At 37.6% G+C, this 17,771-nt stretch carries 17 protein-coding genes and 2 other annotated features; all 17 genes read right to left on the bottom strand.

Annotation, left to right across the window (positions count from 1 at the left end; all coding sequences use genetic code 11):
* Positions 1–2: 2 nt before the first annotated feature.
* Positions 3–347 (bottom strand): ribosomal-processing cysteine protease Prp, encoded by a 345-nt coding sequence (locus BAMA_RS19285; RefSeq protein ID WP_034642470.1) that lies wholly within the window; start codon positions 345–347, stop codon positions 3–5.
* 11 nt (positions 348–358) lie between these two features.
* Positions 359–667 carry a 50S ribosomal protein L21 gene (rplU, locus tag BAMA_RS19290; RefSeq protein WP_034642472.1) on the bottom strand — a complete coding sequence of 103 codons (309 nt, stop codon included), beginning with the start codon at positions 665–667 and terminating at the stop codon, positions 359–361.
* 14 nt (positions 668–681) lie between these two features.
* Positions 682–758 (bottom strand) — a sequence feature (ribosomal protein L21 leader region).
* A 77-nt stretch (positions 759–835) separates the two neighbouring features.
* Positions 836–2,218 (bottom strand): Rne/Rng family ribonuclease, encoded by a 1,383-nt coding sequence (locus tag BAMA_RS19295; RefSeq protein ID WP_034642538.1) that lies wholly within the window; start codon positions 2,216–2,218, stop codon positions 836–838.
* A gap of 68 nt (positions 2,219–2,286) precedes the next feature.
* Positions 2,287–3,147: a M50 family metallopeptidase gene (locus BAMA_RS19300; RefSeq protein ID WP_034642474.1), complete on the bottom strand. Its 861-nt coding sequence runs from the start codon at positions 3,145–3,147 to the stop codon at positions 2,287–2,289.
* The gene (locus tag BAMA_RS19305; RefSeq protein ID WP_034642475.1) at positions 3,140–3,883 is read right to left on the bottom strand and encodes a M23 family metallopeptidase; all 744 of its coding nucleotides are present in this window, start codon (positions 3,881–3,883) and stop codon (positions 3,140–3,142) included. Before BAMA_RS19305 ends, BAMA_RS19300 begins: the two co-directional genes overlap by 8 nt.
* A gap of 147 nt (positions 3,884–4,030) precedes the next feature.
* Positions 4,031–4,828, bottom strand: coding sequence for a septum site-determining protein MinD (gene minD, locus BAMA_RS19310; RefSeq protein ID WP_034642477.1), 798 nt, complete (start codon positions 4,826–4,828; stop codon positions 4,031–4,033).
* A gap of 2 nt (positions 4,829–4,830) precedes the next feature.
* The gene (gene minC / locus BAMA_RS19315) at positions 4,831–5,517 is read right to left on the bottom strand and encodes a septum site-determining protein MinC (protein WP_034642479.1); all 687 of its coding nucleotides are present in this window, start codon (positions 5,515–5,517) and stop codon (positions 4,831–4,833) included.
* 35 nt (positions 5,518–5,552) lie between these two features.
* Positions 5,553–6,095: a rod shape-determining protein MreD gene (gene mreD / locus BAMA_RS19320; RefSeq protein ID WP_034642481.1), complete on the bottom strand. Its 543-nt coding sequence runs from the start codon at positions 6,093–6,095 to the stop codon at positions 5,553–5,555.
* An 11-nt stretch (positions 6,096–6,106) separates the two neighbouring features.
* On the bottom strand, positions 6,107–6,967 hold the full coding sequence (gene mreC, locus BAMA_RS19325; protein ID WP_034642484.1) for a rod shape-determining protein MreC: 861 nt from the start codon (positions 6,965–6,967) through the stop codon (positions 6,107–6,109).
* A gap of 40 nt (positions 6,968–7,007) precedes the next feature.
* Positions 7,008–8,024 carry a cell shape-determining protein MreB gene (gene mreB, locus BAMA_RS19330; RefSeq protein ID WP_034642486.1) on the bottom strand — a complete coding sequence of 339 codons (1,017 nt, stop codon included), beginning with the start codon at positions 8,022–8,024 and terminating at the stop codon, positions 7,008–7,010.
* Positions 8,025–8,180: 156 nt separating this feature from the next.
* Positions 8,181–8,858: a RadC family protein gene (radC, locus tag BAMA_RS19335; RefSeq protein ID WP_034642488.1), complete on the bottom strand. Its 678-nt coding sequence runs from the start codon at positions 8,856–8,858 to the stop codon at positions 8,181–8,183.
* A 12-nt stretch (positions 8,859–8,870) separates the two neighbouring features.
* Positions 8,871–9,434, bottom strand: coding sequence for a Maf family protein (locus tag BAMA_RS19340; protein WP_034642490.1), 564 nt, complete (start codon positions 9,432–9,434; stop codon positions 8,871–8,873).
* Between the two features lie 143 nt (positions 9,435–9,577).
* Positions 9,578–10,516 carry a hypothetical protein gene (locus BAMA_RS19345; protein WP_034642492.1) on the bottom strand — a complete coding sequence of 313 codons (939 nt, stop codon included), beginning with the start codon at positions 10,514–10,516 and terminating at the stop codon, positions 9,578–9,580.
* Between the two features lie 420 nt (positions 10,517–10,936).
* The gene (locus BAMA_RS19350; RefSeq protein WP_034642540.1) at positions 10,937–12,241 is read right to left on the bottom strand and encodes a bifunctional folylpolyglutamate synthase/dihydrofolate synthase; all 1,305 of its coding nucleotides are present in this window, start codon (positions 12,239–12,241) and stop codon (positions 10,937–10,939) included.
* A 98-nt stretch (positions 12,242–12,339) separates the two neighbouring features.
* On the bottom strand, positions 12,340–14,985 hold the full coding sequence (locus BAMA_RS19355) for a valine--tRNA ligase (protein WP_034642494.1): 2,646 nt from the start codon (positions 14,983–14,985) through the stop codon (positions 12,340–12,342).
* A gap of 37 nt (positions 14,986–15,022) precedes the next feature.
* Positions 15,023–15,255, bottom strand: a binding site (T-box leader).
* Between the two features lie 218 nt (positions 15,256–15,473).
* Positions 15,474–16,502 carry a spore coat protein YsxE gene (gene ysxE, locus BAMA_RS19360; RefSeq protein WP_034642496.1) on the bottom strand — a complete coding sequence of 343 codons (1,029 nt, stop codon included), beginning with the start codon at positions 16,500–16,502 and terminating at the stop codon, positions 15,474–15,476.
* 246 nt (positions 16,503–16,748) lie between these two features.
* Positions 16,749–17,672, bottom strand: coding sequence for a stage VI sporulation protein D (gene spoVID / locus BAMA_RS19365; RefSeq protein ID WP_034642499.1), 924 nt, complete (start codon positions 17,670–17,672; stop codon positions 16,749–16,751).
* Between the last annotated feature and the right edge of the window lie 99 nt (positions 17,673–17,771).

Below are 17,771 nucleotides of genomic sequence, written 5' to 3' on the forward strand. Positions count from 1 at the left end.
CGTTACACCTCCTGCACTTTTTCTATTAATCGGATATATTTTCCGTAATCAAGTTCGATCGTTTTTAGCGAAACAACCATGCCCTCTAGTAGGAAAGAAGCTTTTTCTTTCGTACTATTATCTAGATCACTAGGTAATTCGTACGTTAAAAATCCACCGTCTGTTCCAAGTTCAATAGTTGCTTGCACATTACAAAGTGATTCCACTGCATTTATCACACCGAACACAACCGCTGTTGTCCCCGCACAAACAAGATCTTGTCCATGTGGCGCAAAGTTGGCGTGCCCTGTCATTTTAAATGATTGGATACTTCCTAATGTCGTTCGGTTAATCGTAATTTTAATCATGACAACCCGAATTAAGCGTTGATAGCTTCAATCACTAATTTCGTGTATGGTTGACGATGACCTTGTTTCTTACGATTGTTCTTTTTCGCTTTGTATTTGAAAACGATAATTTTCTTAGCGCGACCTTGTTTTTCAACTTTCGCAGTAACCGTTGCACCTTCTACAACTGGGCTACCAACTTTAACAGTTTCGCCACCAACGAAAAGAACTTTGTCAAAAGTAACAGTTTCACCAGCTTCTACATCTAATTTTTCAATGTAGATCGCTTGACCAGCTTCAACTTTAATTTGTTTTCCACCTGTTTCGATAATTGCGTACATACTTGCACCTCCTCATAATTACTAAGACTCGCCAAAACGAGGTAGACATCACTGTCATTTCAGAACCTGTTTCGTGCGGTTGTAGCATATAGCCGTTTAGGTGCTATAAACTATAACATAGAGATGTTATCATGAAACATAGACGATTGTCAATAAAGGTTCCACTAACTATTTTTTCCGAAAAATAATTTCTTCTTTATCTCCAAAACGTATGACGGAATACCCCATTTCAATTTGCTCTATAAATTGAACGTCATAACGCACATGCTCCTGCAAATCGTTTTGCATAAAAAATCGTTGTATACTTGAGTGAGCAGAAACAAGAGCTGCCTCCTCATCTGTTCCATTATAAGAAAGAAGTTCCCGCTCAAGTTCGTATGCAATTGTTTCTGATGACGGTGCATATCCACTCCCGCTGCAAGAAAAGCAGTTTTTCTCTAACATATCTCGCAGTGATTGCTTCTTTCGTTTACGCGTCATTTCTAAAATACCGAGCTCTGTAAATTGTAAAACACGTGTATATGTATGATCGGTTTTTAAACCCTCTATTAACGTGTTTCTTACACTTAAACGGTCTTCATACTTCTTCATATTAATAAAATCAATTAAAATCATCCCGCCAATATCACGAAGGCGAAGCTGACGAGCAATTTCCTTTGCTGCTAATTCATTTGTACGCAGCACCGTATCTTGTAAATTTTGCTTCCCTGTAAACTTACCTGTGTTCACATCAATCACTGTCATTGTTTCTGTTTGTTCAATTAATACATACGCGCCATTTTTGAGCCAAACAACTTTTTGAAGTGCTTTCTCAATTTCACGATCAATTCTATAATGACTAAATAACGGTGTTTTTTCGTTATAAAAACTTACTTTACCTAAACCTACTTTCTCCTCTAACAATTTCATAATGTTACGGTCATCTACAATCACTTCTGTCACCGTTTCAGTAGGTACAGCTTGAAAGAGACGCTCTAAAAATGAAGACGGGCTATGTGCTAGTAGTGGCGCTTTCCCATTTTGCTCTAGCTGTTTTATAGTGCAAAAAACACGTTGTAGTTCTTCCATTTCTTTTTGTACATCTTCTAAATTTGCCTTCTCGCAGGCAGAACGGAAAATAAACCCTCCTTCTCCTTGCAATCCTTTCAACTCTTCTCGCCTTTTTTCTTCTTTTATTTTCCGAGAAACAGCATGAACTTCCTCATATGGCATATAAACGACATATTTCCCGGTAAATTCGATATTAGCTGTTACCTTTGCTCCTTTCGTATCGATTGGTTCTTTTACAACTTGTAACAAAAGAGCCTGTCCTTCATGGACACGTTGTCCTGCTGGTACATCTTCATATGATAAATAAGCATGTTTTTCAAGACCGATATTAACAAACGCAGCATTCATTCCAGCTACTGTGCGTACGATACGCCCTACATATATATTCCCTACAATTTGTTCTGTTTCTTCCCTTTCTAAAAACAGTTCAACAATTTCATTTCTTTCTTCAACCGCCACTCGTTTTTCTGAACCGAGATAATTGATGTATAGCTTTTTCAACATATTTGCCTCACTTCTTTTATGTTCTTATTCATAACAATAGTAAAAGGTTAGTGCTATCGTCAACACTAACCTATTAATTCTTCTACCGATGAAGTTGTCCGTTTCTCTGTAAAGTAAGCATATAATAATTCATTTTCATCCAATGTATAACGCTCTTTATTTTCTCCGCGTATAACAATGGAGTGTTTATATCCTCTTCGAAACTGTGTAAAGATTGTATATAGCCGATCGTCTTTCCCAGCCTCAATTGGTGCAATTTTTTCAATTCCACGCTTATTCCCATAGTATCTCTCCAATAAAAAGCGAATAAATGCATAACGACTCTGTTTCCATTCTTGATATAACGATACAGCTACAAAAAGAAGCAATATCCACATCATCATATTTGTTATATTCCAAAATAGTTGCCACATAAGAATAAACTGAAATAGAACAAATGACACTTTTAACATCATGTCATGTGCACGTAAAAATGGAAGCTTATATGAAAGTATATTAAACATAATCTTCCCACCATCTAACGGCCATATCGGTAATAAATTAAAGCATAAAATGAGTAAATTGTTCCACATAAAGAAATAATACATTTCTTCTCTAACGATGCCCATTGTGTAGAGAACATACGCAACTGCAATCATCCATACGTGCTGCAAAGGGCCAGCTAACACAACAACTAACTCTTCTTTTAACGGTTTATTCCCATGTTCATCAAGCTCCGCAACACCACCAAACGGTAACAGCTGAATTTGTTTAATGCGCCATTTATAATGGGCAGCTGCAAGCGCATGACCTAATTCATGGATGAAGACAATACAAAATAAAATGATGAGCTCTTTAAAACGAGCTGTAAAGATTCCAATCATTATAACGCCCCAAAACAACGGATGCACTTTAATTTTCGTTAAAACTTCCATATATTTATTCAAATGAAATCACCTGAATTGGGTCAATAAATTTTTCATTCTTTTTTAATGCGAAATAAAGAACACCACTTTTTTCATCTGACTCATTTGCGACTACACCAATTTTTTGTTTTTTATCTACATAATCATATAAATTGACAGTAACCTCTTCTAAATTCCCATACCAAGACTCCGAACCATCTGTATGCTGAATTTGAACAGTATTCCCATATCCTTCTTTTTTTCCAGCAAATACAACGAGCCCTTCGTTTACCGCTTCAACTGTTGCACTTACCTCTGTTTCAATAAATACACCTTGCCCATTTGCTTTAAAGCTTTCTGTTACTTTACCAAAAGTCGGCATCGCATAATCCTCTTCTTTGCCCTGTGTCCCCTTCTCCATAGAAGGTAAAAATGTTAACGGATCTCCAAATTGTTTTTCATACCAATTCGATACAGCTGCAAATTGAAACTCTTCTTTCATCACCCTCTCTACCGTTACTTTTGCACCTTGCATAGATGCTGGTGTGTTTTTAAACAAAATCGCAACAACGAGAACAAGAATAGCAGATAGCAGAATTTTAAAGAAAAAGACTTCTTTTCGAAAAAGAGGATGCACTTCTCTCTCTCCTTCTTCCACCAAAAACGGTTCATACTCATATTCCTCATTAGAAAAGAACTGCCCATCTTCTTCTCTTTGTTGCTGCGCTTTTCTCTTTGCAATGCGCTTTTTAATCTCCTCGATTCGTTTATCCCTCATTCTATATCGTCCCTCTTTCCTCATACTATACGAGATTCTATTGCCGCTAAAAAGACAGTTTGTACATATGTATGAGTTGTCCGATTCATATATTCATGAGAAGTATAAGAGAAAAAAGAAAGCACTTCGCATATATGCGAAGTGCTTTTAACGAATACCGAAAAATTTCTTCATTTTTGTGAAAACAGAAGCTTTTTCTGGCTCTAACGATTGTAATGGTACTGCCTCTCCAAGAAGCCTTCTTGCAATATTACGGTATGCAAGTGAAGCTTTTCCATTCGGTTGCAACGCTACAGGCTCTCCCGTATTTGTCGCAAGAATAACAGCATCATCATCTTCTACAACACCAAGTAAATCGATTGAAAGTGTACGTACAATTTCATCTACATCTAACATATCTTGTTCATTTAACATATGACTACGTACACGGTTAATAACAAGCTTTGGTGGCTCGATATCTTCCTTTTCTAACAAGCCGATAATTCGATCTGCATCACGCATAGAAGAAACTTCTGGCGTTGTGACAACAATTGCCTTATCCGCTCCGGCAATTGCATTTTTAAACCCCTGTTCAATACCTGCAGGGCAATCAATTAATATGTAATCATAATCTGGACGCAACTGTTGCACAAGTTCATCCATTTGTTCAGGTGTTACCGCTGACTTATCACTCGTTTGTGCCGCAGGTAATAAATGAAGGTGGTCAAAGCGCTTATCCTTAATAAGAGCTTGGTTCACGTTACATTCGCCTTGAACAACATCAACAAGATCAAATACAATCCGATTTTCTAGACCCATCACTACGTCTAAATTACGCAAACCAATATCTGTATCTATTAAACATACTTTTTTTCCAGATAACGCTAAGGCTGTTCCAATATTTGCAGACGTCGTAGTTTTCCCTACGCCGCCTTTTCCAGATGTAATAACTATTGCCTCTCCCACAGCTATACAATTCCCCTTTCTAACCTTGTTAAATTAGGTCTTAGATGAGTGAGAAGGTGAATCCGTTCGACAGCAATATGATCGTCTTCATCAATGAACGCACATTCTGCTCCTAATGCATTCTCTTCTTTCTCTTCAGGAGCACGTCTCATCACATCACCAATTCGAAGCTGCATTGGATTCATGACAGATGCTGCAATAACGGCCTCTACATCTCCATAATAACCAGCATGTGCAATGCCTCTTAATGCCCCAATTACAAAAATATTTCCCCCAGCGATTACTTTACCGCCTGGATTAACATCTCCAATTAATAATAAATCACCTTTTACATGCAATACTTGACCAGAACGAACAACTTTAGAAATAGACACAACTTCCGTCTCTTCTTTCCATGCCAACGCTTCCTCTTTCGTTATCACATTACTTTCAATAGAATCTACAACAAGGTTTTTTTTATTACGAATTAACGTTTTAATTTCCTCTTGTTGTACTTCCGTTACATAACGATTTCCAACTTTGACATGTACCTCAAGCAGGGAGCGTCCATCACCATCATAATAATGAGTTGAAAGCTTTTCATCAAGTTCTTGCAATAATTCATGAAATGAACAGGAGTCATCAAGGTGCAAGGTTAACCCGTCTTTTGTTCCTTTTATCGTCACATAAGCTTGCTTTTTTTCTTCCACTAACGCTCACCCCACCGATTCAATTCGACATAAAATCAGAAAACCCTTTTTTCTTTTTCTTCCATTATTTTCGAAAGACGTAAAAGATATCGTCTCAGTGGGAAACATACTAATAATAGAAAGATTCCATTTAACAACATCGTAGCTAAAAGACGATCTGTAAAAAAGCTCTGCGCTGTTATGTGTACACGTCCAATTAATGTTAAAAATCCATATACGTAATATTCTAGTGCTGCAACGCTTACAAGTGAAATAACAGAAACGATAAATATGTTCACCTGTAAAATACGCATCGCTTGATACACTAAATATGTTAATAGTGGAAATGCGAAAATGTACACACCCACTAATTCTGTATATATAATATCAAATAAAAAACCAAACAGTAATCCATAAATAACGCCTTGCATCGGACTAAAGTAAATTGCAATAAAACAAAGTACAATCATTAAAAAACGAGGAACTGCTATGCTATTCTCCCAAAACAACTCTGTAGGTGCAACAATTGAAAACATACTTTCAAGTAAAAAAACAAAGAGAAGCAGAAGAGGAAGAACTGCTTTTTTCATAATCTCCATCTCTTCCCCTCCTATCTTTCTAAATCTACCGTTGGCTTATCTCGTTTCGCAACAACCATTGTATGATTGACATCATCTAAATTCGCTGCCGGTTTCACATATGCCGTTTGTGTTAGTCCGTATGGATCTGGTGTTACTTCAGTAATTGTACCAATAATTAGCCCATCCGGGAACACACCGCCTAATCCAGATGTAACAACCGTTTGGTCTTTTTGTACGTTTGCATCAGATGCAATTTTTGTAAAGACAAGCGCTTGTTTTTCCTTATCATACCCTTCAATCAATCCAAAGATTTTGTCATCACCTTGGACAACTGCTGAAATACGATTCGTTCGATTGATTGAGCTAAGAAGCTCTACTGTTGATTTAAATTGTGACACACTTTTCACCTTACCGATTAATCCACCATTTGCCGCAACGACAGCCATGTCTTTTTCAACACCGTGCTGCGCACCTTTATCAAGTGCGATTAAGTCATACCATTTGTCCGGATTACGGTTAATCACAGTTGCTTGCACAGGCTTATAATCACGAAGTGTTTCTTTTTTCCCAAGTGCCTCATTAAGTTCTACATTGTCTGCCTTTAAGGCCTTTAGTTCTTCAGACAAGCTTGCATACTTGTCCAGCTCAGCTTTTAACATTTTATTTTCTTCATACGTGTTCTTTATATCTTCCACGTTATCAAAAAATTCAACAACATAATTCACTGGTTTTTGAAATACACGCTCTACAACACCGACGGTATCTTTGACGAATTGCTCTGGCCATGTTAGACTTTTCCGCTCTTTTAATGAGATCCCAATCAGCGCCACGAGAAGGATGATACTAACTAATAAAACAAGTAATCTTTTGTTCCAAAAAAACTGCGGCACGTTCACACCCTCTTAATTTCAATGGTTTTTATTTGGAATATTATCGCGCGTTTTTGAACAGGTCAATATTATCTAACGCTTTTCCTGTTCCAATTGCTACGCAGTCTAATGGATTTTCAGCAACAAGTACTGGCATATTTGTTTGTTCACTAATTACTTTGTCTAAATTACGAAGTAGTGCACCGCCACCTGTTAACACGATACCACGATCCATAATATCTGCTGCTAATTCTGGTGGAGTTTTTTCTAATGTATTTTTAACAGATTCTACAATTGCATCTACTGTATCTTTTAGTGCTTCTGCAATTTCTTCCGGACGAATGCTTACTGTTTTCGGTAATCCGGTCACTAAGTCACGACCGCGAATTTCCATCGGCTCGATTCCGTCTATGTCTCCAGCAGATCCGATTTCAAGCTTTAACGCTTCTGCAGTTCTTTCCCCAATCATTAAATTGTAGTTTTTCTTAATGTATTGAATAATTGAATCGTCCATTTCGTCACCTGCTACACGCACAGATTGACTTGTTACGATACCACCAAGAGAAATAATGGCAACTTCAGTTGTACCGCCACCGATATCAACTACCATACTTCCAGTTGGCTCCCAAACAGGTAAGTTTGCACCGATTGCAGCTGCAAATGGCTCTTCAATTGGATATGCATCACGAGCGCCAGCTTGGCGAGTTGCATCGATTACTGCACGTTTTTCTACCGCTGTAATACCAGATGGTACACAAACCATTACATATGGTTTACGAGAGAAAAAGCCGTTTGATTTTTGTGCTTGCTGAATATAGTATTTCATCATTGTTGCTGTTGTTTCATAATCAGCAATAACGCCATCTTTCATTGGACGAAGTGCTACAACATTTCCTGGTGTACGACCAATCATTTGTTTCGCATCATTACCAACTGCAACGATTTGTTTTGTATTAGTTTGTAGTGCTACTACAGAAGGCTCACGTACAACAACACCTTTTCCTTTCACGTATACAAGTGTATTTGCTGTTCCTAAATCAATTCCAAGATCACGAGTAAAACCACCAAATCCGAACATATTAAGTATCTTCCTTTCTTATTTCACGAACTTTTTTTAAAAAACTTATTTATATAAAACAGAACATTGTTTCATTTTATTTAGTATAGTGTAGACGAAAGCCCACAAAAAACTCATAAATCACATTATAAAACAAAATAAGTAAAAAGCATAGACTTAAATATGACCTTTTTCTTTCAAACTGATGAACTTATGGTCACCTATAATAATATGATCGAGTACATCAATCCCAATAATCTTTCCACATTCAACAAGACGTCTTGTTACTTCGATATCTTCTCTGCTTGGCGAAGGGTCTCCAGATGGGTGATTATGTAAACATATAATAGAGGCGGCTGCGCGGCGAAATGCTTCTTTAAATACTTCGCGTGGGTGTACAAGCGAGGAGTTTAAACTTCCAATGAAAATAGTTTGCCGATGAATCACTTGATTTTTTGTGTTTAAATAGAGACAAACAAAATGTTCTTGCTGTAAAAAGCGCATCTCTTCCATCATATAATTAGCGCAATCTTCTGGACTTCGAATACTATAACGCTGCGCATATTGTAATCGTACCATTCTTCTTCCAAGTTCAAAAGCAGCAAGAAGCTGTGATGCCTTTGCAACTCCAATTCCGTGTATACTTGTCATCTCTTCTACTGTTGCATCTTTTAACATACGAAGCCCATCAAAGTGATGTAAAATCCTGTTTGCTAATGTTAAAACTGATTCATCTTTTGAACCAGTGCGCAGAATGACAGCGAGCAGCTCTGCATTTGACAAACTGCCCGCCCCTTCTACTAATAAGCGTTCCCGTGGTTGATCCTCCTTGACAACATCACGAATTCCGCTCATATACTCCCTCCTTTATGCTCCATAAAATTGTTTTAATTCACGAGAAAGGCGAGCAATTGGTAAACCAACAACGCTGTAATAATCACCTGTTATATGCTGAACAAACACAGATCCTTTTCCTTGAATACCATAACTACCTGCTTTATCTAACGGCTCTTTTGTTTTAATATAAGCGTTAATCTCTTCTTCTGTTAATTCCCAAAATGTTACTTCTGTCCTTTCATAGAACGTAACTGTTTTTTCTTTAGAAATAAGAGCTACTCCAGTGTACACTTCATGTGTTTTTCCCGAAAGAAAATGAAGCATTTCCTTTGCCTCTGCTTCATCAATTGGTTTCCCTAAAATGCGCGACTCATACGTCACAATTGTATCCGCACCAAGTACTACGCAGTCTTCATAATCTTTCGCAACATCTGCTGCTTTTTGCAGTGCAAGTGACATCACAATATCATGCGGAGAAGAGTAAGCTCCAATTGTTTCATCGACATTGCTCACAGCAATTTCAAACGGAATATCAATCAGTTCCAGTAATTCTTTACGTCTTGGCGAGCCAGAGGCTAAAATTAATCTTTTCATATTCTCTCCTTCTATTGTCAAAATAAGCAGGAAGATACAAAGTAAACGTAACAAATACAAATCTTCCTTTCAAATTTTGAAAATAACGTTTTTCATTTTACAAAATGCAAAAGAAAAGAAAGAAGGTTGCGCTTCTTCTTTCTTTAATTATTATATGTTTTTTCCTTTTCGGAAACTATTTTTTCGTAAGAAAGAAGCCCATCAATTATGATTTTTTCTAATTTCGTCAACGTTTCAACATCTTTCTTTTCAGTTTTAACTGTTTGTACTGCAACAGATGTATACGTAAGCAATTTTCGTATATCTTCTCTTTTTATAGTTTTCCCGTTCTCTTCAATTTCTCCCCACTTTTTTTCAATAGCTTGTATTTCCTTTTTATCTATTTTTTCACCTGTCTGTAACTCACCGACATAAGCTACAAGTGCTGTATATAATGACTGTACATCTAGTAATAATGATCCATATTGTTTATCTTCCTTTAACAGCGCTGAATCAGTAATTTCCCATTTTTTCTTTAAGACAGACATTCCTTTTTTCTTATGATCTGCAATTAATGCATCTATTGCGTTCTCATCATTTGTCATACCCATAACAAGTAAATATTTGTCACCACTTGGCTTCAATGTCCCACTAAATCCTTTTTCTTTCCATTCGGCTAACGCTTCTTCTCCTTTTTCCTTTGTAGAAAAGGCACCTCCTTGTACAAAATATAGCGATAAGGCAGGTAACGGCATTGACGCACTTTGCTTCCGTTCTTGCTTCGGTTCTTGTATGCTTGTCGTATTTACTACTGGAGCGACTTGTTGTTTCGTACCATCTTCCGTGAACAGTTGAATCATCCCCATCCCAAAACCAGTACCAATTAGCACAGCGGTGGAAATAACAATAACAAACTTATAACTTCCCTTCTTTTTTTCCTTGCCACTAACGATTTTCTCTCCTTTTTGAAAAGGCACAACATTATGAATCGTACTCGCTTCTGGCAACATCCACTCGAACTCTTCTTTTTCTTTTTTACGCTCTACATACTTTGCTTCCGTTCCGTTCACTTTCACTGAAATTGTTCGTGATTGCTTGTCCATCGCTCCCACTCCTCACTTCACGTCATTGCTCGCATCGTATCATATTCCCTTTAAAAAAGAACGAGATATTTGTCAGAGTCATTCGTCAAATACTCCATTTTGTTATTTCATATGTATGCTTTTGCATCTATTTGTAGAACAAAAAACAAGAAGAGGAGTCTCATCTTGTTAAATACAAATAAAAAACGGTCTTTTTAGGTTAGATAGAGCTTTTGGCCGTGTATTGTAACGGTCAGGACCTTTTTGTACCACGGGCTTTGTTTAAACATAAGGGACAAGTGAGTGTAATCTCTTTCTTTCTGCATAGCCGTTACTTTGGTGTCTAAACACAACACATATTTCTCTTTCAAAAGAAATGTGTGATAACAATCCACCTTAAATGAACATTTTCCGTAGTAGCTCATTGGTTACAAAAAACGTTTAGCACCTTTTTTGCAGCATGTATTTACGCACTTCCGATATAAAGTAAAGTGAACCTGTGATAATAAACACATCATCTTTTTGAAGACTTTCCACTGTGCTATCAATTGCTTCTTGCCAATCTTCAAATACTCGCTTTGACTTCATTTGCGAATAAGCGGCTAAATCTTCGGCACAAACTGCACGGTCGAACGTAAATGTTGTAAAAATTATTTCATTTGCAATCGTTTCTAACTTCCCTACCATTTCTTCTAATTGCTTATCACCAAGTGCTGTAAATAATACAGTTACTTTCTTATCATCATAATGCGACTTTACTGTCTCTGCTAAACTAGCTATTCCTTCTGGATTATGCGCACCATCGATAATAATGGTTGGTTCTGTCTGTAATTGTTCAAATCGTCCAATCCAATACGCATCATGAAGCCCTGTTTTTATATGCTCGTCCTCAATACGTAACCCTTGCTCTTTTTGTAAGTATAAAAGTGCCATTAGAGCTACCCCTGCATTACGTACTTGATGGTTTCCTTTCATCGAAATATGCACGTCATGATACGAACATATTTCCGAGGAAAATGTAAATGTCTCACCTGCTGCATCCGATTCACACAAAGTAGCTATAAATTCTTTTCCAAGTTCGTATACATCTGCTCTTTTCTCTTTTGCTACTCCTCGAATCACTTCAAGGGCTTCCTGTTGATAAGTCCCTGTTATTACTGGAGTATTATCCTTTATAATCCCCGCTTTTTCATATGCAATGTCTGCAATTGTATTCCCTAAAATATGCATATGATCGCGGCCAATGTTTGTAATAATCGTTAAAATAGGAGAAATAACATTAGTTGAATCAAAGCGGCCACCAAGACCCGTCTCAAGTAATACAACATCACATTTGTTTACACTTCCAAAATAATAAAACATCATCACAGTAATAATTTCAAATTCTGTCGCAGCCCCTAAATCCGTTTCATCTAACTTTTCTACAACAGGCTTTACTACATTTACAAGCATCTTAATTTCTTCATCTGTAATCGGCTTTCCATTCATACTAATTCGTTCGTTAAACGTCTCGATATAAGGAGAGGTAAATGTTCCTACTTTATAATTTGCTGCCTGTAATACACTTCGCATATATGTTAATGTGGAACCTTTCCCATTCGTTCCTGCTAAATGAACACACTTTATATTTCGTTCGGGATTACCAAGCTCTTGTAACATCCAATTCATTCGCTCTAATCCCGGCTTAATTCCAAACTTTAAACGACTATGAATCCAATTTATAGCTTCTTCATATGTATGCATTATGTACGTTTCCCCTTTCACTCAAAAAAAGAACCAAGACAAATGTCTTAGTTCTATTATACGCAAATAGAATAATCTTTGCCTTGGTTCATTGTTTCAATTTACTTTTGTAAATCTGCTAAACGTTGACGAACTGCTTCACGTTTTTCTAGGTAATCTTTCTCTTTCGCACGCTCCCCTTCAATTACGGCAGCTGGTGCTTTCGCTACGAAACCTTCATTTGCAAGTTTCTTTTGAACACGCTCTACTTCTTTATCGAACTTCTCAAGTTCCTTTTCAAGACGTGCTTTTTCTTCGTCTAAGTTAATTAAGTCCGCTAACGGTAAGAATAACTCTGCACCGGATACGATTGCTGTCATCGCTTTTTCTGGCGCTTCTAAATCCGTTTTGATTGTTAATTCACTTGGGTTACAGAAACGCTCGATGTATGAGCTATTTTTTGTAAGCTGTGCTAATACCGCTTCGTCTTTCGCTTTAATTTGCAGCTGAACTTTTTTGCTCATTGGCGTGTTTACTTCAGCGCGAATGTTACGAACTGAGCGAATAATATCTACAAGAAGATTCATTTCTACTGCTGCACCTTTATCTTGTAAATCTTCGCGAACTGTTGGCCAAGCTGCTACTGTAATAGACTCACCTTCATGCGGTAAATGCTGCCAAATTTTCTCTGTAACGAATGGCATGAATGGGTGAAGTAAACGCATCGTTTGATCTAGTACGTATGCTAAAACAGAACGAGTTGTATGCTTCGCCGCTTCATCTTCTCCGTATAACGGTATTTTCGCCATTTCAATATACCAATCACAGAAGTCATCCCAAATGAAGTTGTATAACGCACGACCAACTTCACCTAGCTCGTATTTATCAATGTTACGTGTTACGCTCTCGATTGTTTCATTTAAGCGAGTTAAAATCCATTTATCCGCAACAGACTTTTCACCTGTTAAATCGATATCTTCATACTTCATACCATCAAGATTCATTAATACGAAGCGAGATGCGTTCCAAATTTTATTGATGAAGTTCCACGTCGATTCAACTTTCTCCATGCTGAAGCGTAAATCTTGACCTGGAGAACTTCCTGTTGTTAAGAAGAAGCGCATTGCATCTGCACCGTACTTCTCGATAACATCCATTGGATCAATACCGTTTCCAAGAGACTTACTCATTTTACGTCCTTGCTCATCGCGAACAAGACCGTGAATTAATACATCTTTAAATGGACGCTCACCTGTAAACTCTAATCCTTGGAAGATCATACGAGATACCCAGAAGAAGATAATGTCATAACCTGTTACAAGAACATCTGTTGAGTAGTAACGTTTAAAGTCTGCTGATTCTTCATTTGGCCAGCCGAGTGTTGAGAATGGCCATAATGCTGAACTGAACCATGTATCTAATACGTCGTTATCTTGCTCCCAATTTTCGATATCTGCCGGTGCTTCCATACCTACATGTACTTCACCAGTTTCTTTATGATACCAAGCTGGTATGCGGTGTCCCCACCATAATTGACGAGAAATACACCAGTCATGAATGTTTTCCATCCAGCGTAAGTACGTATTCTCAAAGCGTTCTGGAACGAATGTTACTTTTTCTTCTTCTTTTTGCTGAAGCGCAACTGCCTTTTCTGCAAGTGGTGCCATTTTTACGAACCACTGCGTTGATAAGTAAGGCTCAACAACAGCGCCGCTACGCTCACTATGACCTACTGAGTGCATATGAGGTTCAATTTCTACTAATACGCCAGCTTCTTGTAAGTCTTTTACTAATTGCTTACGGCACTCGAAGCGGTCCATATCTTTGTACTTACCAGCTTTTTCGTTCATCGTACCATCTTCGTTCATTACAAGGATACGTGGTAAGTTATGACGGTTACCTACTTCAAAGTCGTTTGGATCATGAGCTGGTGTAATTTTTACAACACCTGTACCAAACTCTGGGTCTACGTAGTCGTCAGCAATAATTGGAATTTCACGATTTACGATTGGAAGTGTAACTGTTTTACCAATTAAATCTTTGTAACGCTCATCTTCTGGATGAACCGCTACAGCTGTATCACCAAGCATCGTTTCTGGGCGAGTTGTTGCAAGACGAATGTGACCAGATCCATCTGTTAATGGATATTCCATATGATAAAATGCACCTTGTACATCTTTATGAATTACTTCAATATCAGAAAGGGCTGTTCGCGTTGCTGGGTCCCAGTTAATAATGTATTCACCACGGTAAATTAAACCTTTTTCATACAGTTCAACGAATACTTTCTTAACCGCTTCAGATAAACCTTCATCAAGCGTAAAGCGCTCGCGAGAATAGTCAAGTCCTAAACCAACTTTCCCCCACTGTGCACGAATGTGAGATGCGTACTCTTCTTTCCACTCCCACGCTTTTTCAAGAAACTTTTCACGGCCAAGGTCGTAACGAGAAATACCTTCTTCACGAAGTTTCCCTTCTACTTTCGCCTGCGTTGCAATACCTGCATGGTCCATACCAGGTAACCATAATACATCGTATCCTTGCATGCGTTTCGTACGTGTTAAAATATCTTGAAGCGCTGTATCCCAAGCATGACCTAAATGAAGTTTACCAGTTACGTTTGGAGGTGGAATTACAATCGTGTAAGGTTGTTTTTTCTCGTCTCCTGTTGCTTCAAAATATTTACCCTCTAGCCACCATTTATAGCGGCCTTCTTCTACGGATATATGATCGTATTTTGTTGGTAAGTTATTTTCCGTATTTGACATATTTTTCCCTCCTTAAAAATAAAAAAACCCCCTCATCCAAAAGGACGACGGAGATCGCGGTACCACCTTTTTTTACAGATATAGATACACTACACCTGTACGCTTAACATCTGTAACGGGTTTCACCGGCTCCTCCTACTTTCCAAACGTGAGTTCAAAGAAGCTGCTCAAGGGCGACCTTCCAACACTACCATCTAAGAAATCTCTCAGCAAATGATTTCTCTCTCTGAAGACGTAGGACGCTGTACTCTTCCCTTTCAACGCATTGTTATATACGTTTTGAAATTATAAATATATCTTATAGTCTAAAAAATAAATGTGCAATCGTCAATAAGCTTAACCAATTTTTTTATACTATATGCAAATAAATATAAAAAGTGCGAAATAGACACGTAAGTTTCTATCTCGCACTTTTTATTTTTTCAAGATATTTACGCTTTGCTACTTCTTACTGTTCTCATTTCATGTATGATACATTGCAACTTAAATTATGACGGATTTTGCGCGTCAGCTGCTTGCAATTGAGAAATAAAATATTCAATATTACTGACGAGCCAATAGGACTGTTGTAACCCTTTTGTATTTCCTAATTCACTATGTTCGCTACGACTTTTTCTCGCATTCATATACATGCGCAGCTGCTCAATAAAAGGACTAGGGTATGTTAAGTATGCACGAAACAAAAGATGTTCCTCGTTTGTAAATGGAAAACTCCCTTGATATTTTTGATACCATTCATAACGATCACTTCTTACAATTGGATACGTACGAAAAGAACGGGAATAAAATTGAACGAGGTCTTGAACAGGTGTTGTAAAATGAGAACGTTCAAAACTAATGAAATAACCATTTCGATGATGATCAAATAGAAAGTGATTCATTGCAACATTCCCATGAACGAATGAAACACGCGTTTTTTCTTTTTCTTTCATTGCCTCATGCCACTGCGCTAACTGCTTATTTGCAAATTCATGTGCACGAGAAACGTAATGGTAATAAGTACAATACTGCAATTCAAATGGAGACATGTACCACTTCGATTCACATTCAATAAGAAATTGTTCGAGTAATTCCCCGTCTTTTTCCCATCTCGCTTGCATATTTGTCACATGATTTTCTATTTGCTCTTCTGTTATATTTTCCTCACGCACTGTTTTTTGATGAAGCAAGCCGAGTGTCTGAAGCATTTTATGGTAATGATCATTTTCTTCACCATCTCCCTCTCCATGTTCAAGCCACGGCATTAAGTAATAGTTATACGCTTCATCACTTAAAATATGACGTCCATCTTTCGAATGATAAACGGGTGCAAAATGCGTAAATCCTTTTTCGTACAGAAATTGAATATGTTTCATAATATCGCCCCGATGTTTCCGCATAAGAGGGAGCTTCTTTAACGCATATGGCCCTTGACTTGTATGCACTTTTACGACATTTCCGTACTCTTCTATATGTTCGACCTGCAATTGATACGAATGTAAAATTGGTGTGTAACGCTCTCTAAGTTCTCTATCCACTGCAAACAACGCCCCTTTCTAAAGGACGTAAAATAAAGTGAAACTTCAATCAATCGGACTTTCACGGGCTAAAGTAAAACTTCAAATCAGTGAAGACTTTCCACTAACCATTATCCGAACCGATTGATAACAAGAAAATAAAGGAGAAGAGGATAAAGTGAAACTTCACTAAGTGGGGGTCTTCATCCCCCACTTAGTGTTAGTCCGACCAATCGGGCTGTTAATCTCCCTTCTCCATTTATAACTTTACTTCATCCTCGTTCTTGGAACAGGAATATATATAATTTGTCCTGTCGATAAATACATATCATCCATCCCATTTACACGATGTAAATTTTGGACAGAAGTTTCATATCTTTCTGCTACAGAATCAACTGTATCCCCTTCTTGCACGAAATACATACGGAGCTTCGTAAATTCTTCTTCGCCGCCTTTTGTAAATAATTTTGTTAAATATAATGCATTTTCATCTCGATCAGAGTATGAGATTTCTTCCTTCTCTTCTAACTCTTGTTTCCCGTATTTTTCTGCTACCGTGTCTTTTCGTCCAAATAGTTCAAACTGAGGAGCAGCCTCCTCATGAACAGTCTCTTCTTCCTTTTCTTCCTCTTCTATAACAGCCTCTTTACGCGATTCAATTTGAAACGGTTCAAATGCATAGTCGTTCCATTCTGTTTCTTCTTCCTCTTCTAGCACTTCCTCTTCTTCATACAGCTGTCCAATATGACTTTCCCTTTCTTCTTCAGCACAGAGCCCTTCAATTGATATATCAGCTAACAACTGCAAACATCCTACTTCTGGTAATTCATAATCAAATTCTTCAATTTCTACTTGTAGCCGCTCCACATCTTCTACACGACTTCGTGGAATTGAGATTTCTAACGGAAAAGAATGAACAAGCTCATTCACACCATCTTCACGCACTTCAACATAATCTATCATTCTTGCTGGAGATAATTCCCTCAGTGAAAAAGTCGAATCATCCTCTTCTGCAACGTACTCTCCCGTCAAATCAAGCTGACCTCTTACGATTACTTCATGTTCATTCTCTTCTATAACAACGTCAGGATCTAACGAAATAGAAATAAGTTCTTTGACTTCCTGTCCTTTTTGGAACCAAACAGATTCTTTTAGCGAAAAGCGCAATGACGTCTGTTGATCTGTTGCCACTTCGTATTCCCCCTCTCAAACTCTGTGTCATTACAGGTTTATGTGCAAGGTGAATACTTTATGAATAAAAAAATCGCTCTCAAACGAGAGCGATTGATT

The organism is Bacillus manliponensis, assembly GCF_000712595.1.
Lineage (GTDB): Bacteria > Bacillota > Bacilli > Bacillales > Bacillaceae_G > Bacillus_A > Bacillus_A manliponensis.